This window comes from Ekhidna sp., assembly GCF_965221965.1.
Classification (GTDB): Bacteria; Bacteroidota; Bacteroidia; order Cytophagales; family Cyclobacteriaceae; genus Ekhidna.
This window is the reverse complement of sequence record NZ_OZ244926.1, coordinates 3,586,580-3,613,570: the sequence shown is the minus strand read 5'-3', so window position 1 is coordinate 3,613,570 and position 26,991 is coordinate 3,586,580. Positions and strand designations below refer to the sequence as shown.

General features: G+C 41.7%; 25 protein-coding genes. 17 read left to right on the top strand and 8 right to left on the bottom strand.

What is annotated here, in order from left to right; translation table 11 throughout:
* Positions 1–28: 28 nt before the first annotated feature.
* Positions 29–1,105 carry an aminotransferase class V-fold PLP-dependent enzyme gene (locus ACOQON_RS16850; protein WP_420576595.1) on the bottom strand — a complete coding sequence of 359 codons (1,077 nt, stop codon included), beginning with the start codon at positions 1,103–1,105 and terminating at the stop codon, positions 29–31.
* Between the two features lie 73 nt (positions 1,106–1,178).
* Here ACOQON_RS16850 and ACOQON_RS16845 point away from each other — a divergent pair, with 73 nt between their 5' ends.
* Positions 1,179–1,514, top strand: a complete 336-nt coding sequence (locus ACOQON_RS16845; protein WP_420576594.1) for a Rieske (2Fe-2S) protein — start codon at positions 1,179–1,181, stop codon at positions 1,512–1,514.
* Between the two features lie 3 nt (positions 1,515–1,517).
* Here ACOQON_RS16845 and ACOQON_RS16840 read toward each other — a convergent pair whose 3' ends face one another.
* Positions 1,518–2,714 carry a sodium:calcium antiporter gene (locus tag ACOQON_RS16840; RefSeq protein ID WP_420576593.1) on the bottom strand — a complete coding sequence of 399 codons (1,197 nt, stop codon included), beginning with the start codon at positions 2,712–2,714 and terminating at the stop codon, positions 1,518–1,520.
* 162 nt (positions 2,715–2,876) lie between these two features.
* On the opposite strand from ACOQON_RS16840, the gene ACOQON_RS16835 reads away from it, so the two are divergent.
* The 3 genes from ACOQON_RS16835 to ACOQON_RS16825 all read left to right on the top strand — a co-directional run bounded on the left by ACOQON_RS16835 (position 2,877) and on the right by ACOQON_RS16825 (position 4,529).
* The gene (locus ACOQON_RS16835; protein ID WP_420576592.1) at positions 2,877–3,638 is read left to right on the top strand and encodes an SDR family NAD(P)-dependent oxidoreductase; all 762 of its coding nucleotides are present in this window, start codon (positions 2,877–2,879) and stop codon (positions 3,636–3,638) included.
* A gap of 61 nt (positions 3,639–3,699) precedes the next feature.
* Positions 3,700–4,119 carry a TerB family tellurite resistance protein gene (locus tag ACOQON_RS16830; RefSeq protein WP_420576591.1) on the top strand — a complete coding sequence of 140 codons (420 nt, stop codon included), beginning with the start codon at positions 3,700–3,702 and terminating at the stop codon, positions 4,117–4,119.
* Positions 4,120–4,133: 14 nt separating this feature from the next.
* On the top strand, positions 4,134–4,529 hold the full coding sequence (locus tag ACOQON_RS16825; RefSeq protein ID WP_420576590.1) for a TerB family tellurite resistance protein: 396 nt from the start codon (positions 4,134–4,136) through the stop codon (positions 4,527–4,529).
* 31 nt (positions 4,530–4,560) lie between these two features.
* Here the strand turns inward: ACOQON_RS16825 and ACOQON_RS16820 are convergent, their stop codons facing one another.
* Together ACOQON_RS16820 and ACOQON_RS16815 are read right to left on the bottom strand one after the other, a co-directional pair.
* Positions 4,561–5,385 (bottom strand): arylamine N-acetyltransferase family protein, encoded by an 825-nt coding sequence (locus ACOQON_RS16820; RefSeq protein WP_420576589.1) that lies wholly within the window; start codon positions 5,383–5,385, stop codon positions 4,561–4,563.
* Positions 5,382–6,461, bottom strand: coding sequence for a hypothetical protein (locus ACOQON_RS16815; RefSeq protein ID WP_420576588.1), 1,080 nt, complete (start codon positions 6,459–6,461; stop codon positions 5,382–5,384). The genes ACOQON_RS16820 and ACOQON_RS16815 overlap by 4 nt, the downstream gene beginning before the upstream one ends.
* Positions 6,462–6,527: 66 nt before the next feature.
* On the opposite strand from ACOQON_RS16815, the gene ACOQON_RS16810 reads away from it, so the two are divergent.
* From ACOQON_RS16810 to ACOQON_RS16790, 5 genes are all read left to right on the top strand, one after another.
* Entirely contained in the window at positions 6,528–7,103 is a 576-nt protein-coding gene (locus ACOQON_RS16810) for a DNA-3-methyladenine glycosylase I (protein WP_420576587.1), read from the top strand.
* A 38-nt stretch (positions 7,104–7,141) separates the two neighbouring features.
* The gene (gene prfA, locus ACOQON_RS16805; RefSeq protein ID WP_420576586.1) at positions 7,142–8,212 is read left to right on the top strand and encodes a peptide chain release factor 1; all 1,071 of its coding nucleotides are present in this window, start codon (positions 7,142–7,144) and stop codon (positions 8,210–8,212) included.
* 15 nt (positions 8,213–8,227) lie between these two features.
* On the top strand, positions 8,228–9,601 hold the full coding sequence (locus ACOQON_RS16800; protein ID WP_420576585.1) for a right-handed parallel beta-helix repeat-containing protein: 1,374 nt from the start codon (positions 8,228–8,230) through the stop codon (positions 9,599–9,601).
* Positions 9,602–9,674: 73 nt separating this feature from the next.
* Positions 9,675–11,645: a tetratricopeptide repeat protein gene (locus tag ACOQON_RS16795; protein ID WP_420576584.1), complete on the top strand. Its 1,971-nt coding sequence runs from the start codon at positions 9,675–9,677 to the stop codon at positions 11,643–11,645.
* 2 nt (positions 11,646–11,647) lie between these two features.
* Positions 11,648–12,016, top strand: coding sequence for a response regulator (locus ACOQON_RS16790; RefSeq protein WP_420576583.1), 369 nt, complete (start codon positions 11,648–11,650; stop codon positions 12,014–12,016).
* A gap of 1 nt (position 12,017) precedes the next feature.
* Here ACOQON_RS16790 and ACOQON_RS16785 read toward each other — a convergent pair whose 3' ends face one another.
* Positions 12,018–12,323 carry a hypothetical protein gene (locus ACOQON_RS16785; protein ID WP_420576582.1) on the bottom strand — a complete coding sequence of 102 codons (306 nt, stop codon included), beginning with the start codon at positions 12,321–12,323 and terminating at the stop codon, positions 12,018–12,020.
* 50 nt (positions 12,324–12,373) lie between these two features.
* Between ACOQON_RS16785 and ACOQON_RS16780 the strand changes: the two genes are divergently transcribed.
* The 6 genes from ACOQON_RS16780 (at position 12,374) to ACOQON_RS16755 (ending at position 20,153) form a co-directional block, all read left to right on the top strand.
* Positions 12,374–13,102, top strand: a complete 729-nt coding sequence (locus ACOQON_RS16780; RefSeq protein ID WP_420576581.1) for a DUF3667 domain-containing protein — start codon at positions 12,374–12,376, stop codon at positions 13,100–13,102.
* Positions 13,103–13,209: 107 nt separating this feature from the next.
* On the top strand, positions 13,210–17,118 hold the full coding sequence (locus ACOQON_RS16775; RefSeq protein WP_420576580.1) for an ATP-binding protein: 3,909 nt from the start codon (positions 13,210–13,212) through the stop codon (positions 17,116–17,118).
* Between the two features lie 250 nt (positions 17,119–17,368).
* Complete coding sequence (locus ACOQON_RS16770; RefSeq protein WP_420576579.1) at positions 17,369–17,911, top strand: RNA polymerase sigma factor; 543 nt, start codon at positions 17,369–17,371, stop codon at positions 17,909–17,911.
* An 8-nt stretch (positions 17,912–17,919) separates the two neighbouring features.
* Positions 17,920–18,660, top strand: coding sequence for a HEAT repeat domain-containing protein (locus ACOQON_RS16765; RefSeq protein WP_420576578.1), 741 nt, complete (start codon positions 17,920–17,922; stop codon positions 18,658–18,660).
* Positions 18,661–18,708: 48 nt separating this feature from the next.
* Positions 18,709–19,491: a DUF4097 family beta strand repeat-containing protein gene (locus ACOQON_RS16760; RefSeq protein WP_420576577.1), complete on the top strand. Its 783-nt coding sequence runs from the start codon at positions 18,709–18,711 to the stop codon at positions 19,489–19,491.
* A 2-nt stretch (positions 19,492–19,493) separates the two neighbouring features.
* Positions 19,494–20,153 carry a hypothetical protein gene (locus ACOQON_RS16755; RefSeq protein ID WP_420576576.1) on the top strand — a complete coding sequence of 220 codons (660 nt, stop codon included), beginning with the start codon at positions 19,494–19,496 and terminating at the stop codon, positions 20,151–20,153.
* A 31-nt stretch (positions 20,154–20,184) separates the two neighbouring features.
* On the opposite strand, the gene ACOQON_RS16750 is transcribed toward ACOQON_RS16755, so the two are convergent.
* Positions 20,185–21,219 (bottom strand): hypothetical protein, encoded by a 1,035-nt coding sequence (locus ACOQON_RS16750; RefSeq protein WP_420576575.1) that lies wholly within the window; start codon positions 21,217–21,219, stop codon positions 20,185–20,187.
* Between ACOQON_RS16750 and ACOQON_RS16745 the strand changes: the two genes are divergently transcribed.
* Positions 21,200–21,724: a hypothetical protein gene (locus ACOQON_RS16745; protein WP_420576574.1), complete on the top strand. Its 525-nt coding sequence runs from the start codon at positions 21,200–21,202 to the stop codon at positions 21,722–21,724. The genes ACOQON_RS16750 and ACOQON_RS16745 overlap by 20 nt on opposite strands.
* Here ACOQON_RS16745 and ACOQON_RS16740 read toward each other — a convergent pair.
* Positions 21,721–22,470: a hypothetical protein gene (locus tag ACOQON_RS16740; RefSeq protein WP_420576573.1), complete on the bottom strand. Its 750-nt coding sequence runs from the start codon at positions 22,468–22,470 to the stop codon at positions 21,721–21,723. The genes ACOQON_RS16745 and ACOQON_RS16740 overlap by 4 nt on opposite strands.
* A complete protein-coding gene (gene gcvP / locus ACOQON_RS16735; protein WP_420576572.1) occupies positions 22,470–25,349 on the bottom strand; it encodes an aminomethyl-transferring glycine dehydrogenase in 2,880 nt (959 codons plus the stop codon). Before gcvP ends, ACOQON_RS16740 begins: the two co-directional genes overlap by 1 nt.
* A 147-nt stretch (positions 25,350–25,496) precedes the next feature.
* Here gcvP and ACOQON_RS16730 point away from each other — a divergent pair, with 147 nt between their 5' ends.
* Positions 25,497–26,951, top strand: coding sequence for a M28 family peptidase (locus ACOQON_RS16730; protein WP_420576571.1), 1,455 nt, complete (start codon positions 25,497–25,499; stop codon positions 26,949–26,951).
* The last annotated feature ends 40 nt before the right edge of the window (positions 26,952–26,991 follow it).

Genomic DNA, 26,991 nt, shown 5'->3' with positions numbered 1-26,991 from the left:
TATTACAGAGGCTCCATTTTTTAAAGCCTTATGATGCGAAGATAGGCTCTTTCATCGCTTTCAGCAATTTTCTCACATCCATTTCATCATTATACACATTAGGTGAGATGCGTATTGCATCTCCTCGCAAGCTTACACTTACCCGGTGTTTTTTCAATGATTGCTGCAAGGCAGATTGCTCCACATTCTCAGGAAGACGTACTCCGAACAAATGACTAGCGCGCCATGCCTCTTCTTCTATGGTGTAGCCCAGCTCTTTCATTTCATCGATTGCATCACTCATTAAAGCTCGTGTATACTCCTGAATATTTTCAGGAGACCACTTCAGCAATTGCTTGATAGCCTGATGAAGCATGGGAACGAGAATAAAATTACTATGCTCACCAACTTCGTACCGCAAAGCCTGCTCGCGATAATCTTCTTGATAATTAATTAACCTGGTAAAATCGTCACTCGCCATTCGATTGATCCAGTTTTCTTCTAATGGCTTACCATTGTCAAATGCTGATCCATAATAAGCCAGGCCTATCGAATATGGCCCCAAAAGCCATTTATATCCTGCACAGATAAGTGCATCAGGTCTGATTTCCTTAATGCTGAATGGTAAAGCCCCAATGGACTGAGTCCCATCAATGATGAGCAGTCCTCCTACTTCATCCAGTTTTTCCCTTATTTTTTTCAACTGGAATAGTGTGCCGTCCGACCAATGGACATGGCTGATTGCGACTACTCTTGTTGTATTACAAATAGATTCAATAATTTTTTCATTCCAGCTTTCTCCTCTGTTTGTGCTGTCTGCAGGCGAAATCACCTTGACGGAGAACCCCTTGTCCTTTAACCTCAGCCATGGGTAAACATTGCTTGGAAATTGTGCTTGTGCCAATAGTATTTCTCCATCTTTGAATGGAATGTTTTGTGTAACGTTCGCTAATCCATAGGAAGCCGATGGAACAATCACCACCCTGTTTGGCTCATCATTGACTATGAGCTGAGAAAAGATTTTTCTCAATTGGTCACTTTCTTTGAAAAAATCTTCTCCTGAGATTTTTGCCGGATTTCTTTTCTGTTTTAATCCCGCAATTCCGGCCTTTTCCACTTTTTTCATCAGTGGCGACATGTAAGCACAGTTTAGGTAGGCGTTTTTACGTTGGAGCAAAAATTTTTGTCGCTGGCATTTCATGAGTTATAATTACTATATGACTTTCAAGATATTGGATTCTGAACAAAAGGCAGAAGCTCTTTTTGAAGATGGTGAACCCAAATTAATCAGAGTGGGGGAAAGGGAGATATGCCTGGTTCGAAAAGGGAAGGAATATTTTGCATTTGATAATGCGTGTCCGCACATGGGAGCCAAACTCCATCAGGGAAACACCAATCCTTTCCACGAAATTGTATGTCCCCTACACACCTATCGATTTCACATGAAGTCAGGTGAAGAATCCAATAAGAGATGCAAATCCATGAAAACCTATTATGTCCATTCAAACGCTGGGGGACTTTTTATTGATTGCTGAGTACTATCCGATTCGAAAAAACCGAACCACAGACACCAACCAATCAGCAATGCTTTGAGAAATCTCATTTCCGGATCCCCGGCCAACTATATAAAGGACAAACAATGCATATAATCCCAGCAATAAGAAGGATTTTCTTCTTCCGAAATAAGTTCCACTAACGAATATGACAACCATCAATACGGTTAGTAGCCACAAGAGAAACCGTAACTCACTGCTCAGGTCCACCATTTCAGGTGGAATATGAAGCGGACCGTAAATCAAAGTAAACACCAAGAGAGGGAAACCCAGCGCGAAACAAATGTCGAAAATATTACTGCCGAGAGCGTTGGAGATTGCGTCATCATATTGACCTCTTTTGGCATCTTTTATAGAAATGATCGTGTCAGGAAAGCTGGAAGCAGCAGAGGCAAGAATTAATGCAACAAACATTACAGGGATGCCCAGGCCATCAAACGTTCCAAGTCCTGCGATTGTATATGTATCTGACCCAACCCATTCGCAAGCTAATACGAGGAAGTAGCACACCAGAGCTATTGAGACGGTGGAAAAGACAAGTAAAGACCATGCTCTTTTCCCACTTATTCTGTTATTACCTATAAATATTCGCTCCAGATCAAACGTTAGAAGACCTTTCAAAAATGGTCCTTGGGGCTCTTCACTACTTTCGAAAACCTTTTCCTCAACTACTTTTCCTTCGAGCTTTTCTTTTCGCTGAGATCTTTTCATTGTGGCAAACATGAATACAATATATGCTACGTAAACCAGCATTAGCAATAGCCCATGATACCAATATAAAGTAGCTCCACTAATCAGGATTAAGAAAATCAACTCTGCTATAATCAATGCGATTCCATCACGCATCATTACTTTTCGTGATACTTCTACACGCTTAGTCATCTTCATGGCAATGACTGTAAGCACAGCGGAGGCAGGAATCACCATACCATTGAAAATGGCACTTCCCGCGGTAGTTCCGACTCCACCAGAGAACCCTTCTGCATCTTTCAAAATAAAAAGGAAGAACAAAGAGGTGAATACTTCTGGCATTGAGCTCGCAATGGCATTGATGGTGGCACCTCTAACCCCTTCAGAGAGGTTTCTACCAATATACTCGGATGCTATCATGAAGCCGTCTCCGGCTCTCCAGATTATTATGCAACAAAACGTGATTAGGAGTAAGGGGATGATTATGCCCATGTATATTTATTCGTTCATGTGTTAAAGCGGTGACTCTTTAGCTGGAGATGGCCTAAATTAACAAAGATTTCATTCAGGCAAACAAGTTCCGCGATCTTTTATCATCAGATAAGACAACTTCAAACTGGTTTTGTCTAATTTTTCGGCTCAAAAGAAGCGTGTATGTATATCAATCTGTCAGGTTTAAACATCCTGGTAACAGGAGCAAGTAGAGGGATAGGTAAAGCTTTGGCCACCAAATTGGCGGAGGCAGGAGCAACCATTGCCGTACATTACAACAAAAATGTACGTGAAGCAGAAAACCTTGCTCATATTCTCGGAAACGAGTCAAAAGCATTCCAGGCGGACTTTTCAAAACCTGATGAAGCGGCCAAATTATTTGAGCGCGTGAGTTTGGAAATGGGAAGCATAGAAATTGTGATAAACAATGCAGGTTTGGCCAAGCCGTCCACTATTGATTCAAAAGATGATGAATGGATGAAATCCTGGAATGAAACAATGATGGTAAACCTGAATTCTTCGGCGATTATTTGTAAGAAGGCGGTTCAACATTTTATCAGCAGGAAAGCAGCGGGACGAATCATCAATATTGCTTCTCGTGCTGCTTTTAGAGGAGAAGAGGCAGAATATATTGCTTATGCAGCATCCAAAGCAGGCTTGGTTTCATTAACCAGGTCAATTGCCCGATCTTATGGGAAGGAAGGAGTAAAGGCATTTGTGATAGCTCCCGGGTTTGTGCGGACGGATATGTCACAGGAGTTTATGCAGCAATACGGTGAAGATCATGCAAAGGGAGATTTGGCACTGGAGCGCCTCACTGAGCCAAAAGATATCGCACCATTAGTTACTTTTATTGCAAGTGGAATGGCAGACCATGCCACAGGTGCAACTTTTGACATCAATGCGGGAAGCTATTTACACTAAGGAGGTTTCATTTTAGGGATTAATTCCTAAATTAGAAGGACGAAACACAACTACAGCGATAATGGAAGACAATATTAAAAACCACCTGAAAGCTTTAATCCAACTTTCGATTATTGATCGTGATTTTGGAGAGCCTGAAAAAACCTATGTTTATACGATTGGGAAGGCAAATCGAGTTCCGGAAAAAGAAATTGATGAGTTGGTAAAAGAGGTGTTGAATACTAAGGAGAATAGCGATGTAAACTTTGAGGGTTTGCTTTCTGAGGAAAGGTTCGATTATCTGTATGACGTGATCCAGTTGATGAAAATTGATGGGGAAGTCTTCCTTACTGAAATAAGATATTGCGAGGATGTAGCTGAAAAACTTGGCTATGAGAAAAAGGTCGTAAAGAAAATGTCTTCCAGAATTTATGGAGATCCATCCATCACCGGAAACAGAGAGGCACTGATGAAAGAGGCCAACAAATATTTGAAAAAGTAACCTACGAAGAAATTATGAGCATTAAGGCGAAACTAAGCGTGCTGGTTCAGTTAGCGAATATCGATGGCGAATTTGCTGGTGAAGAAAAAGATTTGATCTATATGATTGGCAAGGCCAATGGTATCAGCGAAGAGGAAATTAACAATATGGTGGAAAGCCCTGAGCCTCTTCCTCCTTTGAGCACCATGTCTGAAGATGACAAGTTCGAATATTTATTCCACCTTGTTCAGCTTATGAAAATCGACAGCCAGGTGTATTTATCAGAAATTAAGTTTTGCGAAGAATTGGCAGAAAAGCTGGGTTTTAAACGAAATGTAATCTCAGAATTATCCGCAAGAATTTACAGTGATCCGGCAATAGCATCGGATGTCGCCTCCCTCAAGCGGGAAGTTAGAAAACACAGACATTGATTTCAGATCCCGATATACCATCGGGATTTTTTTATGACTCTTTTGGAATAAGCTGTTGATGAGTAATGCCAAAATGATGTTCCAGTTTTGAGAGAAATTCGTCTTCATGTAAAATACCTGACTCTTTCGTTTCTCCCAAATCGGTAATCTTCAATTTGCGATCAGTTAATGTTACCCGACCATTAGGAAGAAGGCGGGTGGCTAATTTCTTTTGGGTAAATGGAGATGCAGGGGATGATTGATGATATTCGCACATTTCCATAAACTGAATGAGCTGTTTTTCCTGAGTAGTAAACCGTAGCTTCGTTTCATAATAACTTGTATCATTAGAAACTTTTAAAATCAAGTTTTCATCCGGGTCTTCCTCAATTTTCCAGTATTTGGTATAGTCCACCTGCACCTCTCCAACCTTAATTTTCAACGGATTAACGATTCCATCACCAAAGCCAACATCGGCCAGCCACAAAACATCATCAATCCCAACAACAATTGCCATATGATCAAATGGACGCCCAAACTCTATTGTTTCCTGGCTAAATACTTCCGCCGAAATGATATGACAATCAAAACCCAAATTACTTAGCAAGTGATAGAAAAGGCCGTTTAGTTCATAGCAAAAGCCTCCCCTTCCCCGCTTGACTACTTTATCGAAAATTTTTTTGTAATCCAGTATGATTTTGCTTCGATAGTGAATGTCCAGATTTTCAAACGGGATGTGTATAAGGTGAGCTTTTTGTAGCTCTTTCAGATAGGCCAGTGATGGAGGTTTTTTTTCTAAGTCAATCCGCTTCAGGTAAGCATCCACATCTATTTTAGATGCTTTAGGGCTGTTTTGGAAAAAGTTTAGTTTTCTCAATTTTTAATGTTCAGCTCCTGAGTGAGATTACCAATCATGTTGTTTAGCGCTTCCTGCCATGTGACATCCGCATCCCATTCACCAACATGTACATTTTTTGAAATATTCTGACGTATGTAAAACTTATGAACGATGGCATCCCTTGGAATGGTTTTCACACGCGTTTGATCCGGCATGACAGGAATGATAGAGACGAAACCTGTTTCACCAGGAGGCACTTCGTAATCCAGCATTTGTTTGACTATAACTGCAGAAGACCTGACAGATCTTAGCAAAAACTGATATCGGTTTCTTTTCAAATCATCATCGGACATAGGATCAATGATCTCATATTCATAAGGGTATGATTTTATTATTTGCTCAAGTTGACGGTTCTTCTCGGCAACTTCCTTATTGAATCTTCTGATGTTTTCTAACACCTCCTCGTCAGATATATGGGTTGAATCCAATAGACTGAAGCGCTCCACTGCGAGTTTACTTCTGCGTAAAATACCCGGATAGTTTTTCAACAAAGTATTCTCCACAATCGAAAGCCCTTTGAGTACATTGGGCTTTTCCGGGATCAAAAAATTGGCCAGTTCCTGATCTGCTCTTCGCACTTCTTTACCAACATTTAACAATAACGTGTAGAGATCACTAGCTTCCTGAAAAAAGGCGTCACTACCGTCTTTAATCAAGCGACTACTACCACTAAAAGGAGCCATCAAAAACTCAAAGCCACTATTTGTTTGACTAATGAAAACAATGTTTTCTATTCTTCGCTGATTAAACAACTCTACATAAGCAAGCCGGGCATTGTGACTGGCGGTGTAATTAATATCGTTTAAATAAAAAATAGCATCTATTCCCATCGTCACAAAAGCCTGATGCACTTGGGCCAGGAATTTTTGAGGGTCACCTACGGAGACAAACTCGTGGTTTCTTTCAGGAATTGAAAAAATAACAGCGGTACGCTCACTCCCAAGTTTTTCGGGCACTTTCAGTGTCTTGTTGAAAGAAACATAATCGTACAACGGGGATTGAGCATAAAGCAAAACCCCAATGGCATAAAGTACTACTGTGAAAAATCCTTTCATTAGTTGAATGGTAAAGTGCTAATTTTATAAGAACTCAACTCTCAAATATCTCAATTTAGTATAACTATGGAAACACGATGCACCTGGTGTGCCAATTCCTTTGATGAATATGTTCGCTATCATGATGAGGAATGGGGAGTTCCCGTCCATGATGATCAGAAGCATTTTGAATTTCTGGTATTGGAAAGTGCGCAGGCAGGTTTAAGCTGGGCCACAATTCTCAAGAAAAGGGAAGGATATCGGAAGGCGTTTGCCAACTTTGATTATCAAACAGTAGCGGAATATGGTGAAGGGATGGTAGAGGATCTTTTACAAGATGCATCGATCATTCGAAATAGAGCCAAAATTGAAGCAACGATTAATAATGCTCGTCGATTTATGGAAGTGCAGGGAGAGTTCGGCACTTTCGATAAATACATCTGGCAATTCGTGGGCGGTAAACCGATTGTGAATAGTTGGAAAACCATGAAAGAAGTACCGGTCACAACTAGGGAATCGGATGCTTTGTCTAAAGATTTAAAGAAAAGAGGATTCAAATTTGTCGGCTCTACCACCATGTATGCTCATATGCAAGCCATTGGCCTGGTTAATGATCATACCACGGATTGCTTCAGGTATGAGGAGTTGAAAAATAAAATTTGAAAGACAGTCGATTAAATTTGTGAGTTAAAGAGTCAGGGATGATTGAGAAACTGGAGGAAATAAAGCATCGATTTGAGGAGGTGGGTCAGCTTATTGTACAACCGGACATTGTCACGGACATGGAGAAGTATGGCAAGCTGAATAAAGAATACAAGGATCTAGAGAAGATTGTAAGGAAATACAAAGAGTTTTCAGAAGCTAAAAGCAATCTGCAAAGTGCAAAGGATGTGCTAAACAACGAGAAAGACCCTGAATTTCGTGAAATGGCAAAAGCGGAGATTGATGAGCTGGAACCGCAAATCGAAAACCTGGAAGAGGAACTAAAATTCATGCTCATCCCGAAAGACCCTAATGACAGCAAAAATGTGATTCTGGAAATTCGTGCAGGCACAGGTGGAGATGAGGCATCTATTTTTGCAGGGGATCTTTTTAGAATGTACAAATCCTATGCAGAGGACCAGAACTGGACTTTTTCTATCTTGAATTTTAGTGAAGGAAGTGCCGGAGGATATAAAGAAATAGTGGCCTCCGTAGAAGGTGAGGATGTTTATGCAAAATTAAAATTCGAGTCCGGAGTTCATAGAGTTCAACGAGTGCCCGCTACTGAATCCCAGGGTAGAGTGCACACGTCAGCCGCGACTGTTGCTGTTTTGCCGGAGGCGGAAGAGGTCGATGTGGAGCTGAACATGGGCGATATTAGAAAAGATACCTTCCGGGCATCCGGTGCAGGAGGTCAGCACATCAATAAAACGGAATCTGCCGTTCGGTTGACACATATTCCATCTGGCTTAGTCGTGGAGTGTCAGGATGGTCGCTCACAGCATGCCAATTATGATAAGGCATTGAAAGTATTGCGTTCACGACTATATGAAATTGAACTACAAAAGCACAATGCGGAAATAAGCAGCCAGCGAAAAAGTATGGTGGGCTCAGGAGACCGCTCCGATAAAATCAGAACGTACAACTATCCACAAGGAAGGGTTACGGATCACAGAATCAATCTTTCTGTATATAATCTGCCAAACGTCATGAATGGTGATATCGATGAATTCATAGAGCAGCTTAGAATTGCAGAAAATGCGGAGATAATGAAAGAAGAGGCGGGATAATCCGTTTTAATTCAGATGCGAAACCTCCTGATCATTTTTTGGATTTTCCTTCTGGGAATGGCGTGCTCTCCCAAAGAAGAGTCAATATCATTTGATCCGTCACTTTCACTATTATTTAGTAACGATACGGTTGCTTTCGATACGTTGCTTTCAGAGCGAAGAAGCAGTACACGCAGGCTGACCGTTTACAATCCTAATGAGGAAGCCATCCAGTTTACAGAGATCGTTTTGGGCAAAAGACAGGCTTCAGACTACAATGTCATTATCAATGGCAAGGATCAAAATGCAGTCTCAAACGAGCGTTTGCTTGGCGGAGATAGCCTGATGATTTTAGTGGAGGTGAATGTAGAGGCGAGGAATGAAAACCTTCCTTATATCGTCAAGGATTCGATTATTTTCAGATGGAATACCAATGAAGAGCATGTAAAGTTGGTCTCTTATGGTCAGGATGCCACGACAGTTAGTAATGTTACCATTTGTGATGAGACATGGACGAGCAGCAGACCATATATTATTTCAGATACGGTGCTTGTGGGGAGCAATTGTCGACTCATTATTGAAAAGGGGACAACTGTATATTTCGAAAATGATGCTGCGCTTTTTATTCAGGGAACTTTAACAGCTATTGGCGATTCAGCCAACCATATTGTTTTTCGAAACGCACGATTTGACGGAATATATGATCAGGTACCGGGACAATGGAATGGCATCTATTTTTTGGAGGGGAGTGCAGACAATCAGTTTGCATTTACAGAAATCTATAATGGACAGGTTGGAATCAGGCTCGGTAGTCCGGATGAAAATGATATCCCGGATGTTGTGGTTTCAAACACGGAAATTTTCAACATGAGTCAAGCCGGAATTCTGGCATTTACCTCTGATCTCTCCGTGACCAATACCCTGATTTACAATTGTGGAAATTACTTGGTCGGAGGTTTTGCCGGTGGTAATTATACATTTACGCATTGTACCTTCTCAAACGAGCCGGCATTATTTGTTCAGGATGAACCCACGGTTCAATTTTCAGATAACATTGTAATCGGAGAGAACGAACTTCTTACGGGCGATCTTTCTTTGGCTATTGCCAACTCAATTATATGGGGTTCGGGCGAGGAAGAACTCCTGATCAACAATGGAGGAGGAGCCAATGTTTCCGTTTTGCTGGAGAGTAATATCATCAAATCCGGCGAAGAAATAAGCAGCAACTTCACCTCACGGGAAACAAACTTCCCAGGCTTTACTAATGTATTTGCCAATGATTATTCATTAGATACGCTGGCTTTTGCGAAAGACAAAGGAGTAGACCTTGGAATTATGTATGACCTCTTGGGAAACCCCAGGGACAGCAAGCCTGATATTGGTGCGTTTGAACGCATCGAAAAAGAATAGTCGGCCGTCTAAATAGCAGACTCCTTTTACATATTTCTTGTTACCTTTTACTGAACTATCTTTCAATGAAAGAGTGAAAACCATCTTTTACATAGCAATTCTATTTCTGTGTTCGAATAATTTAATTGGACAATCGGACAGTTTAATAAACTATTCAAAGGAGGTTGAAGGGAAGGAAAAAATTGACGCGCTTCATCAGATTGTGATTGATCTTTGGTTGAATTATCCGGAAAGGGCAATGGGTTATGGAGAGGAGGCATTGAGTCTGGCTCAGGAGCTGGATGATTCTACTTTGATTTCAAAATCACTCAGACTCATTGCTGGGGTTTATTACTATAAGGGTGATTTTGATTTGTCATTGGAGTATAATAAAAAAGCGTTGGCAATTGCGCTGGAGCTAAAGGACTCGGCTCTCATAAACAATGGATACAATAACATCGGACTCCTTAATTATAATCTGGGGAGTTATCAGACTGCACTCGAGTATCTCCTGAGATCCAAGGAGATCAAAGAAAAAATTGGGGAGACCTATGGTTTGTCCACTACACTCAACAACATCGGACTGGTCTTCGAGCGCATTCAAGACTACAAAACGGCAAGGCAGTATTTCAGGGAAGCCTATGATGTGGCAATTGAGACGGAAGGTCTTGATAATGAACTGTATTCCACAAACAATATTGGGATTACATTCCTTAGAGAAGGAAACCTGGATGAGGCGCTCAAATACTTTAGAGAAGGGCTTTCCCTTGGCGAAGAAATTGAAAACATAAACTGGGGGGCGGTATCGGCCAGAGGGATCGCAGAAGTATTGATGCAAATAGAAAAGGTAGATTCTGCTGTTTACTACCTAAATAAGTCCCTGGAAGCAAGTACATCCATTGATGACAAAAAGGGGCTGGCTGAAGCCTACTTCTTATTGGCAAAAATCGCGGAAGATCAGGGGGATCATGAGGGCGCATTGGAGAATTTGAAAATGTGTGAGGACTGGGCGAATCAAATTCAACTCTGGCAGCAACAGCTGGATGTTTTGAAGCTATATGCGTCTGTATACAAAAGCTTGAATGAACAAACTTTAGAAAACAAGTATTTGAATGAATACATTCATCTTCGGGATTCCATTTTCCATGATGTCGTATCCCGCAACTTAAGTCTGATTCCGCTGAAGATAAAAGAGGAGCAGGATAGGCTTAGACTAACTGAGCAGCAAGCGCAAATCAGAAATCAAGTTATCACCAATCAGCTTTTTACTTTCATTATCATCATTACAGTGCCTTTATTGATTGTGATGATCATTCTATTGCGTAAGAATGACAAAAAGAATAAAGAACTTCAGCGGAATAATGAGGAGCTAAAACAAACACAGAAACTTTTGATTACGTCTGAAAAGATGGCATCTCTGGGAGTTCTGGCAGCAGGCGTAGGTCATGAAATTAATAACCCGCTTAATTTTATTAAAAATGGGATAGAGGCATTATCCAAAAAACTGGAAGGAAATAAGGATGAAGAGTTACAGTCATACTTTAAGATCGTAAATGAGGGAGTAGATCGTGCCACGAATATTGTAAAAAGCCTGAGTCACTTTAGTAGAAGAGGTCCGAATACGGATGAGAAGTGTAACATTCACGAGATTATAGAAAACTGTTTGCTCATTCTTCATAACAAAATTCGCAATCGCGTTCGAGTACTTACCAATTTTACCAATCAGGGTTCGGAACTCAAAGGAAATGAGGGCAGACTGCACCAGGCAATGATGAATATCATAGCGAATGCCGAACAAGCCATAATTGATGAAGGAACGATTGAAATAACCACGCGAAAAAAGGATGATTTTATGGAAATCTGGATTGAAGATGATGGTGAAGGAATTCCCGAAGAAAACCTTATGAAAATAAGTGATCCTTTCTTCACAACTAAACCACCCGGAGAAGGCACAGGACTTGGTTTGTTTATCACCTTTTCAATTATTGAGGAACATGGAGGAAATATTGATGTAAAATCAAACCCTGGACAAGGGACGAAGTTTATTATTCGCTTACCTTTATAGACATGAGTGAGAAACCGGCAATATTATACATTGACGATGAGGAGGCTAATTTGCTTTTATTCAGAATATCTTTTGAGGGGAAGAGAGAAGTATTAGTTGCTAATTCACCCGAGGAGGGGCTTAAAAAGCTAGAGGAAAATAAAGACAGGATACTTGCTGTTATCAGCGATATGCACATGCCTAAAATGAATGGTGTTCAGTTTATTGAAAAGGCGCAAGAAACAGTAAGCAATATTCCATATTTCATTTTGAGTGGGTATGCGTTCAATGATGAAATTGACCAGGCACTTCAGGAAAACACGATACAAAAATTTTTTACCAAGCCTTTTGATCGAGCGGAAATAGAAAAGCATTTGAGCGGTGCAGCTTAAGCTAACCGTCCTCCTTTTTAATTTCTTCTTCTGGTTTACCCAGTATTTGATCCTTCTTGTCTTTAATGCTTTCGGCTGCTTCTTCCAGGTTAAGTCGAGCTTTTAATCGATTAATAATCCCCTTGCCTATTGAAATGGCACGATCGCCAAAAGAAGGCTCCTCCTGAGGAGAAATTTTTTCTTCCGACCTTTCTGGTTTTATCAAATATTTATTGGTTGAGGTAGAATCCACCACAATTCGTTGGGCTGAAACATTAATAGAGACAGCCAGTATTAAAAGAAAAGTAATGAATAGTTTATTCCTCAATGCAACGAAGTATTTTCGATGTTCATCAATATTAATGTAAACGCAGAATATTGGAAAGAATCTGTAAAAACTGTGAAAGAAAACTTGAATCTGATTTTAGGTTCTGCCCTACTTGCGGTCAGGAGCACAAAGACAAGGTGGTTCATTTCAAGCAGTTTATTCTTGACTTTCTTGGTGATTACTTCACTTTTGACTCATTGATCATCAGGAGTGTCCGGCCACTTTTATTTAATCCCGGTTTTCTGACCAGGGAATTTGTTGCTGGAAGAAGAGTTCGATACATCCCACCACTCAGGATGTTCATTTTCATAAGTATTGTTTTCTTCCTTTTCCTTGGACCGGTAGATAAAACTGTTGCATCGGAGAAATCAGAGGAAGCAGAATTTTTAGACTCCTTTTTCAGTGTGTGGTTCCCGCGACTTTTCTTTTTGCTCCTTCCACTTTTTGCTCTTTTCCTTTATATCCTTTTCAGAAAGCCTGGACGATTTTATCTCACCCATTTTATTTTTTCAGTACACTATCATGCATTCGCATTTGTGTTGCTTACCGTCATGGTTATTCTGATTGACTTCATATTTCCTACAAGCGTATTCCTGAGTCAGTGGTCATTCTTCATTACACTTTTATTGCTTGAGATGTATCTTTTGATTGCCTTACGCAAAGTCTACCAGCAAAGATGGTTGACCACACTGTTTAAACTATTTCTATTAAATATCTTCTACATCATTTCCGCCATGATCATTTTCAGCGGAGTGGGTGCACTGATTTTCTACCTCTGAATATTGTTAGTCATTGCACTTATTACTATTTCATGATCGAGGTAAGAAGAGCTAAATAAGTGCGAACCAGTTAAAACTTTCACAATTGGTGATTATCTTAACTGGGAATGCGCCTATTCACCTCCTTTGCCTGCCTACTCCTTTTGACTGTGTCTTATTCCCAGTTTGAGCCACTTTACAAAGATTTTATTCACTATGATACCGATGATGGAATTCCACAAAGCTTTATCACCGGGATAGTTCAGGATCAGCAGGGTTTTATTTGGATTTCTACTCGTGACGGGATAGCCAGGTTTGATGGAAAAAACTTTAGGCGATATGCACCCGATGAGAAAGACCTTGACAGGCAGCTTTCAACCAACGCAATCAATGACTTATATCTGGATGATAAGAATAACCTCTGGATATACAATTTCAATAATCAGGTTGATCGAATCGATTTGAACACTGGCATGCTGCAAAAAGACGTGCCACCTGTTCTATCAATCTCCAAAGAACAGTTTCGGCTGAGGCTAGACCCTGAGCGGGTGCCCGAGTGGTTCTTTAAAGACGAGCAGGGACTATGGTTTGCAGGGGGTGAAGGGGAGTACAGACTATTCGATGCTTCTAACAACAGATTGAAAAAACTTTTTGAGGACCAGGTAAGTGACTCGATATTTGTTGCAGGCTTTACCACCGATGAGCGGAACGGGCTTTGGATGTTTATTGGCGCACACGACTTGATCGAATGTGACTCCAGTTGGTCAGCCGTCAGTAGACAGGTTGTCGGTGCGGTTCCTGAAAACAGGTTCAGATCAAGAACCAGAGTCCCCTACCGCATGCGCTATTTAAAAGGGGATAGGTTGTTCCTGCAAATACCTGAAAAGGGGAGCTTCAGTATTACCATTGTGATTTATGATATAAAGTCAAAAAAGTTCAGAAGGATCGATCTTCCCTACGAAACACGGTTTACCAAGTATATCGAGAACTTTACTTATGCAAATAATGGTGATTTGATCTTTGAGTACCATGGTAAAGTTTTAAGACTATCAGAAGATGAGCAAATCACGTTGCTGTGGGAGTACCCCTATGAACCCGCTCTCGAAATCTCATCTTTGCATATGGATCGCTCCAACAACTTATGGATCGGAACGAATACCGGCGGCCTATTTAGCATAGACACCAATCAGCCTGCTTTTCAAGCCTATGAATACGAAAGGAATTTTTTATACGACTTATTGAAATACCACTCAGAGGATTCTTTACAATTCCATCAAAACTGGGATAGAAAACGATGGGCGTACGGCTTCAGGTATGTATACGATGAAGAAAAGAATCTTTACATGACCAATGAGTTCCAATACTCTCACTTTAGAAAGGTCTTCAAAAATGGAAAACTACTGGAAAATATGAATCCATCATATCCAAGTATGTTTTTTGGTATTGATGTCTCAGGTAACTACTTGTGGACAGTTACTAATACAGGGGAATTAATTCAGTATTCAAAAAGCGGAAATGTGATTAGTGAAGTTGTTTTTATGAACTCAACGACTGACTATAATCAACCGGTCGATTTAGTTGTGGATGAAAGAAGCCAATGGGTTATAACCACATCAAACGAGCTCTTTGAAATCGCTGATGGTAAGGTTAAAAACGTTCATAATCCAGTATCTGATGAGAGTGGTTTTGTTTTCTTAAAAAAAGACATTCAAAACGATTCTATTTTTTGGATAGGGACCTTAGGAGCTGGACTGCTTCAGTGGAACAAGTACACCAGAGAAACAGCGCGAGCATTCACAGAGAGGGATGGTCTTCCAAATACCAATATGGCAGGCATGGTTCAGGACAGTCTGGGTAACCTCTGGGTAAGTACATTCAATGGGGTGGCTAAAATAGAAGACGATAGTTGGCAAATCACCACATTCAATCAAAGGGATGGCTTACATGGGAGCGAATTTAACAGGCATCATGTTTTTGAATTTCCGGATGGACGTATCGCTTTTGGAGGCCCGACCGGATATACCATCTTTAACCCCTATGATCTGGGAGAAGCAAACTATTCTCCCGAAGTAAGAATTTCCAGTCTTTACATTAACAATGTCATGGTTGATGAATACTTACCTACAATGAATTATTTGGAGCTGTCTTATGATCAAAACTCAATCGTTGTGGACATGGCCGCTATGCAATACAATGATCCAAGCTCCAACAAATTTCGATATAGACTGGATGGATTTAATAAGGAATGGATTAATAATGAGGAAAACGAAAGAGTCCGATTTGATAATCTGGGACCCGGAAACTATACCCTTAATCTGGAAGCTTCCAATACGAACGGCCTTTGGAGTGGGAAAGTAAGAAAGCTGGCGATTTTGATTAATCCTCCGATTTGGCAAACATGGTGGGCATATACAGCATATGCCTTATTTATTGGGATATTGGTGATCATATATTGGAGGAGCTATCGCAAGAGAGTCTATCGTGAGCAGGAAATGGCTTTCAATAAACGAGAGGCAGAAAGACTACAGGAAATGGATAATATTAAATCGCGGTTCTTTTCAAATATTACGCATGAGTTTAGAACGCCTCTAACATTGATTCTGGCCCCACTCGAAAAAAAGCTAAGAGAGAAGGAGTATCCTGATGATATCAGAAACCTACTCGAGAGCAATCACCGTCACGGAAATCATTTATTGAAGCTTGTTAATCAACTCCTTGATATCTCTAAGCTGGAGTCAGGGAATATTCAATCGCTTAAATCAGTAGGTGAGATCGCGCCTTTTGTCGGTGCTTTTGTGGATCAGTTTAGGGAGTATGCAAATGATAAAAACCTAACCATCAACTACGTGTCAAAAGAGATAGGGGGACAGTATCTTTTTGATAAGGAGCACTGGGAAAAAGTAATCATGAATCTGATTAGCAATGCCATCAAGTTTACCCCGGAAGGTGGGCGGATTGATATTGCCTTGAGCTTGGAGAAGATCGATCATCAGGAGGCAGTAGGCATTTCTGTCAAGGATACGGGCATTGGTATTCCCGCCGAAAAAATCGACCGGTTATTCGACCGGTTTTATCAGATTGATGATTCGGATGCCCGTCAACAGGAGGGAACCGGCATTGGGCTTTCACTAGTAAAGGAGCTTACAGAGCTAATGGATGGTACGATTGCTGTAGCTAGTGAGGTAGGAGTTGGAACAACTTTTAAACTTACACTGCCAGTGGAAGCATTGGACAGCAAAAAACGCGAAAATCAATCATCAAAGGAGCCGAATAGAAACCGAGAGGATGAGTCAACGATTCTAATTGTTGAGGATAATCCGGAGCTGCGTTCTTTCATTAGCGAAAGTCTGTCTTCAAAGTATTCTGTTTTATCCGCGTCTAATGGAAGGGAGGCTTTAGAGATGGTAAAAGAGCATCTTCCGGATATTATCATTTCAGATGTGATGATGCCAGGAATGAGTGGGTATGAGCTATGTCAGAAAATAAAGGAAGACATTCGCACCAACCATATTCGCTTCATTATGCTAACAGCAAAGACAGCCCAATCATCTAAGGAGAAGGGGCTTGAGACTGGAGCTGATGATTACCTCACTAAGCCTTTTCATACTTATGAGCTTGAACTAAGAATCTCAAATGTCCTTACGTCACAGGCAAACCTCAGAGAGAAGTTGAAACGAGAACTTTTACCGGAAAATCCATCTGTAAAACCGGTCAAAGTAGAAGACCCGTTTCTTCAAACACTCTATACCTTTCTCGAGGGCTCATATACCAATTCAAAGCTAGATGTTTCTGAAATAGCGGATGCGATGAGTATGAGCAAAAGCACACTCAATAGAAAACTTAAATCAATGCTGAACACCTCGGCGATCTCTCTCTTAAAGCAATATCGATTACAGAAAGCCGTCGTGCTTCTTGAAAAAGGAGAATCCATCGCAAATACTGCTTATGCTACAGGTTTTGAAAGTCCCTCTTATTTTACCCAGTCTTTTAAAGAGGTGTTCCAGAGCACGCCATCTGAGTATAAAAAAGTATCATGATTCAAATTTTATAGGATTTGATTCAAATCTGATGAAATTCTATTGGTTCTATTATTTATTTTGATAGTGTCACAAAAAAATTCTTCAAGTTTTTTTAATAAATCCTCACCATAAATCCCGGGTCCCGGTCATTTAGATGGCAGGGACTTTTTTATTTCCGTGTGTAACCTTCCTTTCCTTTTCTTGTAACTTATATGCATTTACCAGCGGGGCTGGTTTAAACCAATAGGAAATACAAACCTAAATCGATTTGGAAGTAAGTGACGAACAGTTGATGTCGCTGGTAAAGGCCGGACAGCTGGACTATCTGAATGAGGTGTTCCATCGCTACAGCAAGCGCATATACAACTACTTTTTGAAGTCAACGCTGGAGCGGGCTGATAGTGATGACCTCACGCAAGAGCTATTCGTACGGGTAATGCGGTACAGAAGCTCTTACAAGGAGGGTCGCTCTGTACAGTTTTGGATTTTTCAGATTGCACGAAACATGGTGAAGGATCACTTCAGGAAAATGAAAGTCCATAAGGATCAATTTAATCCGGTGGAGGTGATGCCTGAGGTGGAAGAGAAAGTAGATGAAGTGGCCATTGAAAATGAAAAAAAACTGCATCTGGCAATGAAGAAGCTGACGGATGAAAAACGCGAGCTGTTGGTGCTCAGCAAGTTTCAGGGTATGAAATATGAGCAGATAGCCAAACTGAGGGACACCACAGTCAGCAATATTAAAGTTCAGGTGCATCGCACCATTAAAGAATTAAAGGAAGTGTATTTCGAAATGTCAGATGACGAATAAGAAATAAGATGAAAGAAAGAATAACAGATGAACAACTAATTGCTTTGCTCGAAGGAGAGCAAAATGGTGAGTTAAAAGAAAAAGTAGAGCAGGACGCTGAGTTGAAAAAGCGATTCTCTGAGCTGGAAGAAGTTTATAAAGCCATGGAGATGACCCGAGAAGTTGAAGTTCCGGCCCACATTGAATCAAAGTTCAGAGAGGCATTGATTAATGAGAAATTGAGGAGTTCGAAACCGGCTACACCGTGGATGCAAATTGCAGCAGCAGTGGCTTTGCTGATCATTGGCTTTGGAATAGGAAAAATTTCTACACCTGGATCAACCGATGAATTGGTAGCACTGAAAGATGAGGTTCAATCACTAAGAGAAGTGACACTGAGAAGCACCTTGCAAAAGCATTCGGCAAGTGAGCGGATCATGGCTGTGAACCAAATTGAAGAGGAGGCATCAGTCAATACGCATTTGATTGCAACACTGATTACAACGCTCAACTCGGATGAGAGCCCGAATGTGAGGTATGCAGCCATGCAGGCTTTGGCAAAGTTTATTGACAATGTGGACGTAAGAGCTGAGCTGGTCAAGTCATTAGAGGCTCAGTCTGACCCACTAATCCAGATCACCCTGATCACCATCTTGGTTGAGGCAGAGGAACGAAGTGCGATAGCACCATTGAGAGACATTATAGAAAAAGAAGATACATCACCTGAGGTGAAACAACAGGCAGAAATTGCCCTTCAGGTTTTGACATAAAAATACCGGTACAATCAATTTTTAATCAACATTCAAAAACAAGATAAAATGAAAGCGATAATAACAGGACTAATACTGTTTGTGACCACCAGTGTTGTGGCTCAGACCAAAACGAATTACAGTTATCCAATAAAGGGTAATGCAGCTGAAACCTGGCTGGTCATCGAAAACCTGTCATCTGATTTGCAGATAGAGGGAATCTCCGGATCAGAAATCAGGATCGAAAGCAAGAACTATAAAGGATTGCCTGAGAAGGCGAAGGGATTAAAGCCTCTTTCGGCAACAGGACCTGAAAACACAGGAATTGGGTTGAGCATCAACCAGGAAGGAAGTACAATCTCTCTTTCCGGTGCTCATAGAGAAGCAGACAATGCAGACTATGTCATGTACTTACCAAAAAACCTGAAAGTGAAACTGAAGTATGACAGTTGGCAGGCGGGCGATGTTGTGATCAAAGGGATGGCTGGAGAAATAGAAGCCAAGAGCCAGGTAGGAGATTTGGAATTTATTGACGTGACAGGACCCATTGTGGCGCACACGCTTAGCTCAGATTTGGAAGTATCATTCACTTCTCTTTCCAGTAGCTCTCCGACATCTTTAAGTTCTACAAGCGGAGATATTGATGTGACACTTCCGGCCTCAGTGAAAGGAACCTTTAAAATGTCAACCATTTCAGGAGGTGTATATACTGGCTTTGATTTCGATTTTGGTGAAGATGCGAACATCCGTCGTGTAGGTGGTCAGAATGCGACTGGAAAGCTGAATGGCGGTGGTGTCGAGATTTCTCTGAAGACGATAAGCGGTGACATCTATATCAGAAAAGCAGAATGATTATGAGAGCGTTTACCATCGTGCTGTGCCTGGCAACTTTCGGGTTGTGGGCACAGCCTAAAAAAGTAACAGAATCAGTAGCTGTCTCAGGGCAGGAATTACTGGATCTTGAATTTGATTTCGCTGATGACATTGTCTTTGAAACATGGGATAAAAATGAAGTTTTGGTGGAGGTGATGGTTGAAATTAATGATGGAGAGGACAATGATATTTTTAGCCTTTCTTCTGAGACAAGCAGCTCCGCAATCTACATCGAAATGGATGAGGATATGTGGAAAAAGCTAAGCAAAGATAAAGACGGAAAGTGGAGTAACTGTAGCTATACCTCCACGATCAACTACAAGGTGTATTTACCTTCAAAACTTAGTGTGAGAGCGAGTACGATTTCAGGAGATTACCAGTTTGAATACTTTGGTACGGAAATGAAGTTGAAAACCATCTCCGGGGCAATTGATGTGACTATTCCACAAAGACAGGGAATGGATTTTAAGGCTAAAACCATCTCCGGAGAGATTTATTCGGATATCGAAATTGAATATCCATATGGAAAAGAGGGCTTACGACAAATAGTTGGACAGGATGTAAGAGGACGAGTAAGCTCAGGAGGTGTTGAATCCAACTTTGAAACCATCAGCGGAAACATCTATTTGAGAAAAGGCTAATTCTCCTCGAGAGGGGTTGAGGGTGGGTGCTTTACTCACCCTTTTTCTTTAACACCAACAACATATCGTCCATCACTGTCCCTACAAACAAAAGATCCTTATAAGGTGCAGCTACGCTGCTTGCGGAAACCAGCTCACCATTGTTAGTATATAGAGACTCTACCCGATCACCCGTTACTTTAATTACCTCGGAAGGAGCCGCTTCATTTTTTCCAACAGCGTAAGATGTGAATGCGAGAAGGCTCGGATGAGCCCCCATCCATAAGTCTCCTTTATCATCCAGTTCTATGTTATCAATACCGGTTCCAACATCCAAACTGTGGTCAAAGGACAAGTCTCCATTTTCTTGAATGTCGTAGTACCTAAGACTAAAACTTCTGGGAGAAGCCACTAACGCCTGTGATCGGTCTTTCGAAATGTTGATACCATTGGCATAGCTGATACCATCTGCCACTTCCCGATATTTTCCGTCATAAAAAATGACATTAGAAACAGCCAGCCCCAGGTAATTTTCTGCCATTCGCCCCCAGTAGCTGGTGTACCCATGATCATTCGTGAAGTAGAAGGATTCAGCATCCAGAGCAATGACATCATTCGGGCTGATCATGCTTTCATCACGGTATGTAGTTGCATAAACCAGGCTATCATTTCCATAAAGCTCAAACCTTTCGATGGTGTGTCCTCTTGCATGATTGACAACCAAAATTTGATAGTGTGCGGAATCCAGCTTTAGCAAGCTAATCCCGTGCGGGTAAAATTTGAGTTTATGATTCGCTGTGAGTTTCCTTGGCTGAAAATCGCCGGAATCCAAATCCAAATAGTAAAGATGTCCCTGGGACGGATTACCATCTCTTCTTCCTGCACGATCATCTTGCGAAATGATCATAAACCCATCCTCATAATTAATTGTGAAGTCTTCTGCCCCTTTCATTGGGATTTCTGCAATAACTTCATAGGATTCAGTGTTATTAACTTCGCGGAAGAACCCTGTAGAAGTAAAAGTGTACAGGGCAAATACCACAACGAGCAATACAACAATTAGAAGAGTGAGTAGAAACTTTTTCATGGGGATTAGATGTGTAATTCATAAAAGTAGGAAATCTTTCTATTTACTGGCATGTAGTCTCACAGTACTTTTGATAAGCTGTGGTAAAGACGAAGTGGAACTTCCTGATAAAGTGTTGCAGGGAGAAATCAACGGGCAAGAATGGACATATAAATCAGCCAATGCATTTTTAGAGTCTGCAGATTTCATTTATAAGGTGACTTTTTTGTCCACGGAAGAATCCGTTTCTGACCCATGTGCACTTCGAAGCACAGCCAAGCGAAATGTTACTGCTTTTCTTCGGTTCCCTGAATATGAGGGAAATTATTCCATCACTCCTCAGTTAGTCAATAACAATGATGTCGTTGTTACATTCAATGCGAATATTTCAGGCTCACTTGTTGCAACGAGTGGTTTCATGTCCATCTTCGCTATTGAAAACCGAATGGTATTTGGATATCTTCAAGCAGTTCTTGATGATGAAAATACAGTAGAAGGATCCTTTCAGATCAGGCTATGTAATTAATCACCAGTCGATAGCGTAATCCCATATCCAACCTCAATCGTCCAGAGACGTGCGTCATTGATTTGACCGACGGCATTGGGCTGGTCATAGACAGGGTTGAGTGAATAGCTTACATTAAGACTGATCACATTGTCAAAGTCAAAAGCCGGAATCAGGTAGTTGGCTCCCAGGTTAAAAAAGTACACGGTCTTGGTAGCCTTTACCAGATCATCTTCCCGGTCCCATTCCTCTTCGACGGTATTTCCTCCGGCCCCCACAAAGGAGTTGGAGCGCAAAGCAGTGGCTTGGTTGATATGTGGGGTGATGCCCCCATAAACAGTGAAGTCATTTATCTTTTTCCCATAGTTGATGGGAATGGCGATATAATCCAATCTGGGCCGAACTTTAAATCGACCGTCGGAAGTAATCAGCCCATAGAATCTTGGAACCTGAATATCAGGAGTCTTGAAAAAATAGCTATCTCCACCATTCGTGTATTTCACTCCTGTTTTCAGAAAGGTATTTTCATTCAGGTAGACGTCTATTTCAATGCTGATGACCGCTCCAATCCTCACTGAATTTTTTGCTTCAGATGATGCATTGATCCCTTCATCAATCAGTGCTTGACGGTATTCTATGAAACCGTACTCTTGCATGAGATCACGATCAAATGTAGAGACGGTCATTCCCAGCTGCCCATGGAACTTAACCTGCGCCAGCCCCTGAAAAACTGTAAAAAGCAGACCAATGAAAACGAGCCGTTTCATTATGCTTCTACTGCTACTTCCTTGTCCTCGAAGGCATCTACAGGCAGACAGCTGCAAACAAGGTTACGATCACCATAAGCACTATCCACCCTGCTGACCACAGGCCAGAATTTATTCTCCTTCACATATGGAGCAGGGAAAGCTGCTTTTTCTCTGGAGTATGGATACTTCCACTCATCTGCTACCAGCACTTTGTAAGAGTGGGGCGCGTTTTTAAGCGGGTTATCTTCTGCATTGGCCACTCCGTCAATTACTTCCTGAACCTCACCCCTGATGGCGATCATCGCATCGCAAAAGCGATCCAACTCTTCCTGAACCTCACTTTCAGTCGGCTCGATCATCATGGTGCCCGGCACAGGGAAGGAAACCGTTGGAGCGTGGAAACCATAATCAATCAGTCGCTTGGCGATATCTTCTACTTCAATGCCTGACTTTTTAAACTGACGACAATCAATGATCAGCTCATGCGCGTTTCTACCCTTATCATTTGCATAAAGTACAGGATAGTGATCTTTTAGTCTCGCTGCTATGTAGTTGGCATTTAGGATTGCCATTTTCGTAGCATTGGTCAGGCCGGAAGCCCCCATCATAGCGATATAGGCATGGGATATGGGCAATATACTGGCACTTCCGTATGCCGCCGCAGATACTGCAGGGTTACTGTTATGCTCGGTTGTGTGACCAGGCAAGTAAGGAGTCAAATGTTCAGCAACACCGATTGGACCCATTCCAGGACCGCCACCTCCATGAGGGATACAGAATGTTTTGTGCAGGTTTAGGTGACAAACGTCCGCACCAATGATGCCCGGTGAAGTCAAACCAACCTGAGCATTCATGTTCGCCCCGTCCATGTAGACCTGACCTCCGTTTTGGTGGATGATCTCACATATTTCGATAATGGCTTCTTCAAACACCCCATGTGTTGATGGGTAAGTCACCATCAAGGCAGCCAGCTCATCTTTGTTCGCTTCCGCTTTTTCAAGAAGGTCATCTACATCTATGTTTCCATTCTCATCACACTTCACAATGACTACTCGCATGCCGGCCATCACAGCACTGGCAGGGTTTGTCCCATGTGCAGAGGAAGGGATTAAAGCCACATTCCTGTTTGGCTGTCCTGTTCCTTCCAGGTAGGATTTGATTACCATCAATCCGGCATATTCTCCCTGTGCTCCGGAATTTGGCTGGAACGACACGGAGTGGAAGCCGGTAATTTCTACCAGCCAGTCATGCAATTCGTTGATCAGGATTCCATACCCTTCTGCCTGCTCTTTCGGTGCAAACGGATGGATATTGGCAAACTCTGGCCAGGTCACAGGAATCATTTCTGTGGTGGCATTTAGCTTCATGGTGCATGAGCCGAGTGAAATCATGGAGTGAACCAATGAAAGATCTTTGTTCTCAAGCTTCTTCATGTATCGAAGGAGCTCGTGCTCGGAGTGATACTGGTTGAATATTGGATGCTCTAAAAATGGAGTTTTCCGCATCAGTGCTGATGGGTATTCCACTTCAAAATCCTCAACAATGGATGCTTCGAAAGCATTTCCCAATCGTGCGAAGAGCTTCACTACCTCATTGGCATCTTCGAAAGTATGAGATTCGTCAAAAGAAACACCTACACCATCTTCAAAGAACCTGAAATTCATCTCGTGCTCCTCACTCAACTGCTTGATATGCAGCAACTGTTCAGGAGTCAGGTCGATTCTGATGGTATCGAAGAAGTACGTGTTCTTGTTTTCGAAACCGTATTGTGCGATTGTATTTGCTGTTTCTTTTGCCAGCCCGTGAGTTCGAGCACCAATCTGTTTCAATCCTTTCGAGCCGTGATATACAGCATACATGCCAGCCATTACAGCCAGGAGTACTTGAGCTGTACAAATATTTGATGTAGCTCGTTCTCTTTTGATGTGTTGTTCTCTGGTTTGCAGCGCCATTCGATAGGCATCATTTCCATGCGCATCTTTTGATGCTCCTATGATTCTTCCCGGAATGTGCCTTTTGTAGTCTTCTCTTGTTGCAAAATATGCGGCATGAGGACCGCCATACCCCATTGGAACACCAAATCGCTGGCTAGTACCAACCACTACATCTGTGCCCCATTCACCCGGAGCGGTGAGGAGGGTCAGCGCCAATAAATCAGCTGCGCAGGCAGTAAAAACATTATTTTCTTTTGCTTCGCTAACGACCATTGACCAGTCTCGGACAGATCCTGAGTTGTTTGGGTATTGGAAGAAAACTCCAAAGATTTCCGGCGAACTTAGGTCTGCGTTGGCCAGATCCACCACTTCTAATTCGATACCAAATGGCAATGCTCGGGTCTTAAGTACATCCAATGTCTGTGGGAAAACCTCTTCATCCACGAGAAATTTATTGGATGATTTCTTGTCCCCTTTTCTTAAACCATATAACATGCTCATGGCTTCTGCAGCTGCTGTTGCTTCATCGAGAAGAGAAGCATTAGCTATTTCCATTCCTGTAAGGTCGATGACCATGGTTTGGAAGTTGATAAGAGCCTCAAGTCTGCCCTGGGCGATTTCTGCCTGATACGGAGTGTAAGCCGTATACCACCCCGGGTTTTCCATAATATTCCGCTGGATAACCGTCGGCACTACACAGTTGTAATACCCTTGACCGATGAAAGACTTGTACACTTTGTTTTTGTCTGCCACCTTTTGCATTCGATTCAGGTATTCAAACTCATTCAGGGCGACAGGCAGGTTAAGTGGACCTTTTTTCAAAATAGGAGCTGGAATAGCTTCAGCGATCAGCTGATCTACGGAATCTAAACCAATGGCTTTCAGCATGTTTGACACCTCCTCATCAGAGGGACCATTGTGTCTTCTTTCAAACGCTACTCGATCATTCAGATTTAACTTCATCGGGGATATCATTTAGAGGCCGCAAATTTACGTCAGTACACTCAGTACAAAAAGTGTTTTACCCCCTAACCACTAGTGTAATTATTTGGTTTACCTGTACTAAAATTTCTTAGTTTTAAGTTCTGATTTTTAACATGTTATATCACAATGAGAAAGATTACTTATGTACTGGGCCTGATTGTGGCCTTTGGATTACTGGCGCAGGATAAGACGGCCATGAAATATGCTAAGACAATTACGGCTGAGGACCTGAAGGAACACCTTTCAATCCTTGCTTCAGATGAATATGAAGGCAGGGAGACCGGGAAAAAGGGACAAAAGATGGCTGCTGAATATATCGCCAATCACTTCAAGTCACTGGGCCTTGAAGCACCAGTAGATGGATCCTATTTTCAGAAGTTTAATTTGACAGAGTCTTCCATCGGATCTGTATACTTCCGAAAAGATGAAGAAAAGAAGATTGGCTTTGAGGATTTCGTGTATTACTCCAAAGCAGAAACGATGGGTGAGGAATACATCAGCCTGGTGATGGCCAATGAAGAAGGAAATATGGATGATTATGATGGGGCATATGTGGTATATGCTACTGAACAAATGGGAGGCCTTCAGGATAAAATAGATGAGGCGAAGGAAGCAGGCGCAAAAGGATTTGTGGTTGTATTGAAAAACGACGATGAGTTTGGTTCAGTATTGACTCGATTTGGACCTTACCTAAAACGTGCAAGCCTGGGACTCGAAGCAAGAGATAATGAGTCTGATAAGATGATCATTGCTGACAAATCATTGGCTTCCTGGATGTATGGAAAAGCATTTGAGGAGATAAAACCAGGAGATAAGGCGGAATTGGTTTTCAACGCCGACTATCTGGATAAACCTGTAGGAACGGAGAATGTCCTTGGCTTTTTGAAAGGGACGGAAAAACCTGATGAAGTATTAGTAATCACGTCTCACTATGACCATGTGGGAATTATCGGAGGCGAGATTCACAATGGTGCTGATGATGATGGGTCAGGAACAGTAACGGTGCTGGAAATCGCAGAGGCGTTTGCTGAAGCGGCCAATAAGAAAAAGGGGCCGAAGCGAAGTATTCTTTTTATGACTGTGACCGGTGAAGAGAAAGGCTTGTTAGGGTCTCGATACTATACAGATACTGATCCGGTATTTCCATTGGAAAACACGGTAGTAAACCTAAATATTGATATGGTAGGTAGAATTGATGACGCACATGCAGATAATAGCGATTATGTTTATCTGATTGGTTCAGATAAACTTTCGCAGGAGCTACATGACCTTTCAGAAAATGTGAACAAAACCTATTCAAACCTTGAGTTGGATTACACTTACAACGATGAGAATGATCCAAACAGGTTCTACTATCGATCTGATCATTACAATTTTGCTAAGAACAATATTCCAATCATTTTCTATTTCAACGGAACGCACCCAGACTATCATAAGGCTACCGATACAGTAGAAAAGATCGCATTTGATACCATGGAAAAAAGAGCACGACTCGTTTTCCATACAGGATGGGAAATTGCAAATAGAGCTGAAAGAATAAAAGCGGATAAAGATAAAATGGAGGAGACTGCTGGTGAATAGTTGAGAGAAAATTGATCATTGTGGGGCATTCGCCCCACAA

Excerpts from the sequence above, each read along its gene's own strand:
- ACOQON_RS16815 (WP_420576588.1), bottom strand. The coding sequence starts at position 6,461 with ATGAAAGGATTTTTCACAGTAGTACTTTATGCCATTGGGGTTTTGCTT.
- ACOQON_RS16740 (WP_420576573.1), bottom strand. The coding sequence starts at position 22,470 with ATGAAACGGCTCGTTTTCATTGGTCTGCTTTTTACAGTTTTTCAGGGG.
- ACOQON_RS16845 (WP_420576594.1), top strand. The coding sequence starts at position 1,179 with ATGAGTTATAATTACTATATGACTTTCAAGATATTGGATTCTGAACAA.
- ACOQON_RS16765 (WP_420576578.1), top strand. The coding sequence starts at position 17,920 with ATGAAAGAAAGAATAACAGATGAACAACTAATTGCTTTGCTCGAAGGA.
- ACOQON_RS16755 (WP_420576576.1), top strand. The coding sequence starts at position 19,494 with ATGAGAGCGTTTACCATCGTGCTGTGCCTGGCAACTTTCGGGTTGTGG.
- ACOQON_RS16750 (WP_420576575.1), bottom strand. The coding sequence starts at position 21,219 with ATGAAAAAGTTTCTACTCACTCTTCTAATTGTTGTATTGCTCGTTGTG.
- ACOQON_RS16810 (WP_420576587.1), top strand. The coding sequence starts at position 6,528 with ATGGAAACACGATGCACCTGGTGTGCCAATTCCTTTGATGAATATGTT.
- ACOQON_RS16800 (WP_420576585.1), top strand. The coding sequence starts at position 8,228 with ATGCGAAACCTCCTGATCATTTTTTGGATTTTCCTTCTGGGAATGGCG.
- ACOQON_RS16825 (WP_420576590.1), top strand. The coding sequence starts at position 4,134 with ATGAGCATTAAGGCGAAACTAAGCGTGCTGGTTCAGTTAGCGAATATC.
- prfA (WP_420576586.1), top strand. The coding sequence starts at position 7,142 with ATGATTGAGAAACTGGAGGAAATAAAGCATCGATTTGAGGAGGTGGGT.
- ACOQON_RS16730 (WP_420576571.1), top strand. The coding sequence starts at position 25,497 with ATGAGAAAGATTACTTATGTACTGGGCCTGATTGTGGCCTTTGGATTA.
- gcvP (WP_420576572.1), bottom strand. The coding sequence starts at position 25,349 with ATGAAGTTAAATCTGAATGATCGAGTAGCGTTTGAAAGAAGACACAAT.
- ACOQON_RS16840 (WP_420576593.1), bottom strand. The coding sequence starts at position 2,714 with ATGGGCATAATCATCCCCTTACTCCTAATCACGTTTTGTTGCATAATA.
- ACOQON_RS16790 (WP_420576583.1), top strand. The coding sequence starts at position 11,648 with ATGAGTGAGAAACCGGCAATATTATACATTGACGATGAGGAGGCTAAT.
- ACOQON_RS16775 (WP_420576580.1), top strand. The coding sequence starts at position 13,210 with ATGCGCCTATTCACCTCCTTTGCCTGCCTACTCCTTTTGACTGTGTCT.
- ACOQON_RS16850 (WP_420576595.1), bottom strand. The coding sequence starts at position 1,105 with ATGAAAAAAGTGGAAAAGGCCGGAATTGCGGGATTAAAACAGAAAAGA.
- ACOQON_RS16835 (WP_420576592.1), top strand. The coding sequence starts at position 2,877 with ATGTATATCAATCTGTCAGGTTTAAACATCCTGGTAACAGGAGCAAGT.
- ACOQON_RS16830 (WP_420576591.1), top strand. The coding sequence starts at position 3,700 with ATGGAAGACAATATTAAAAACCACCTGAAAGCTTTAATCCAACTTTCG.
- ACOQON_RS16760 (WP_420576577.1), top strand. The coding sequence starts at position 18,709 with ATGAAAGCGATAATAACAGGACTAATACTGTTTGTGACCACCAGTGTT.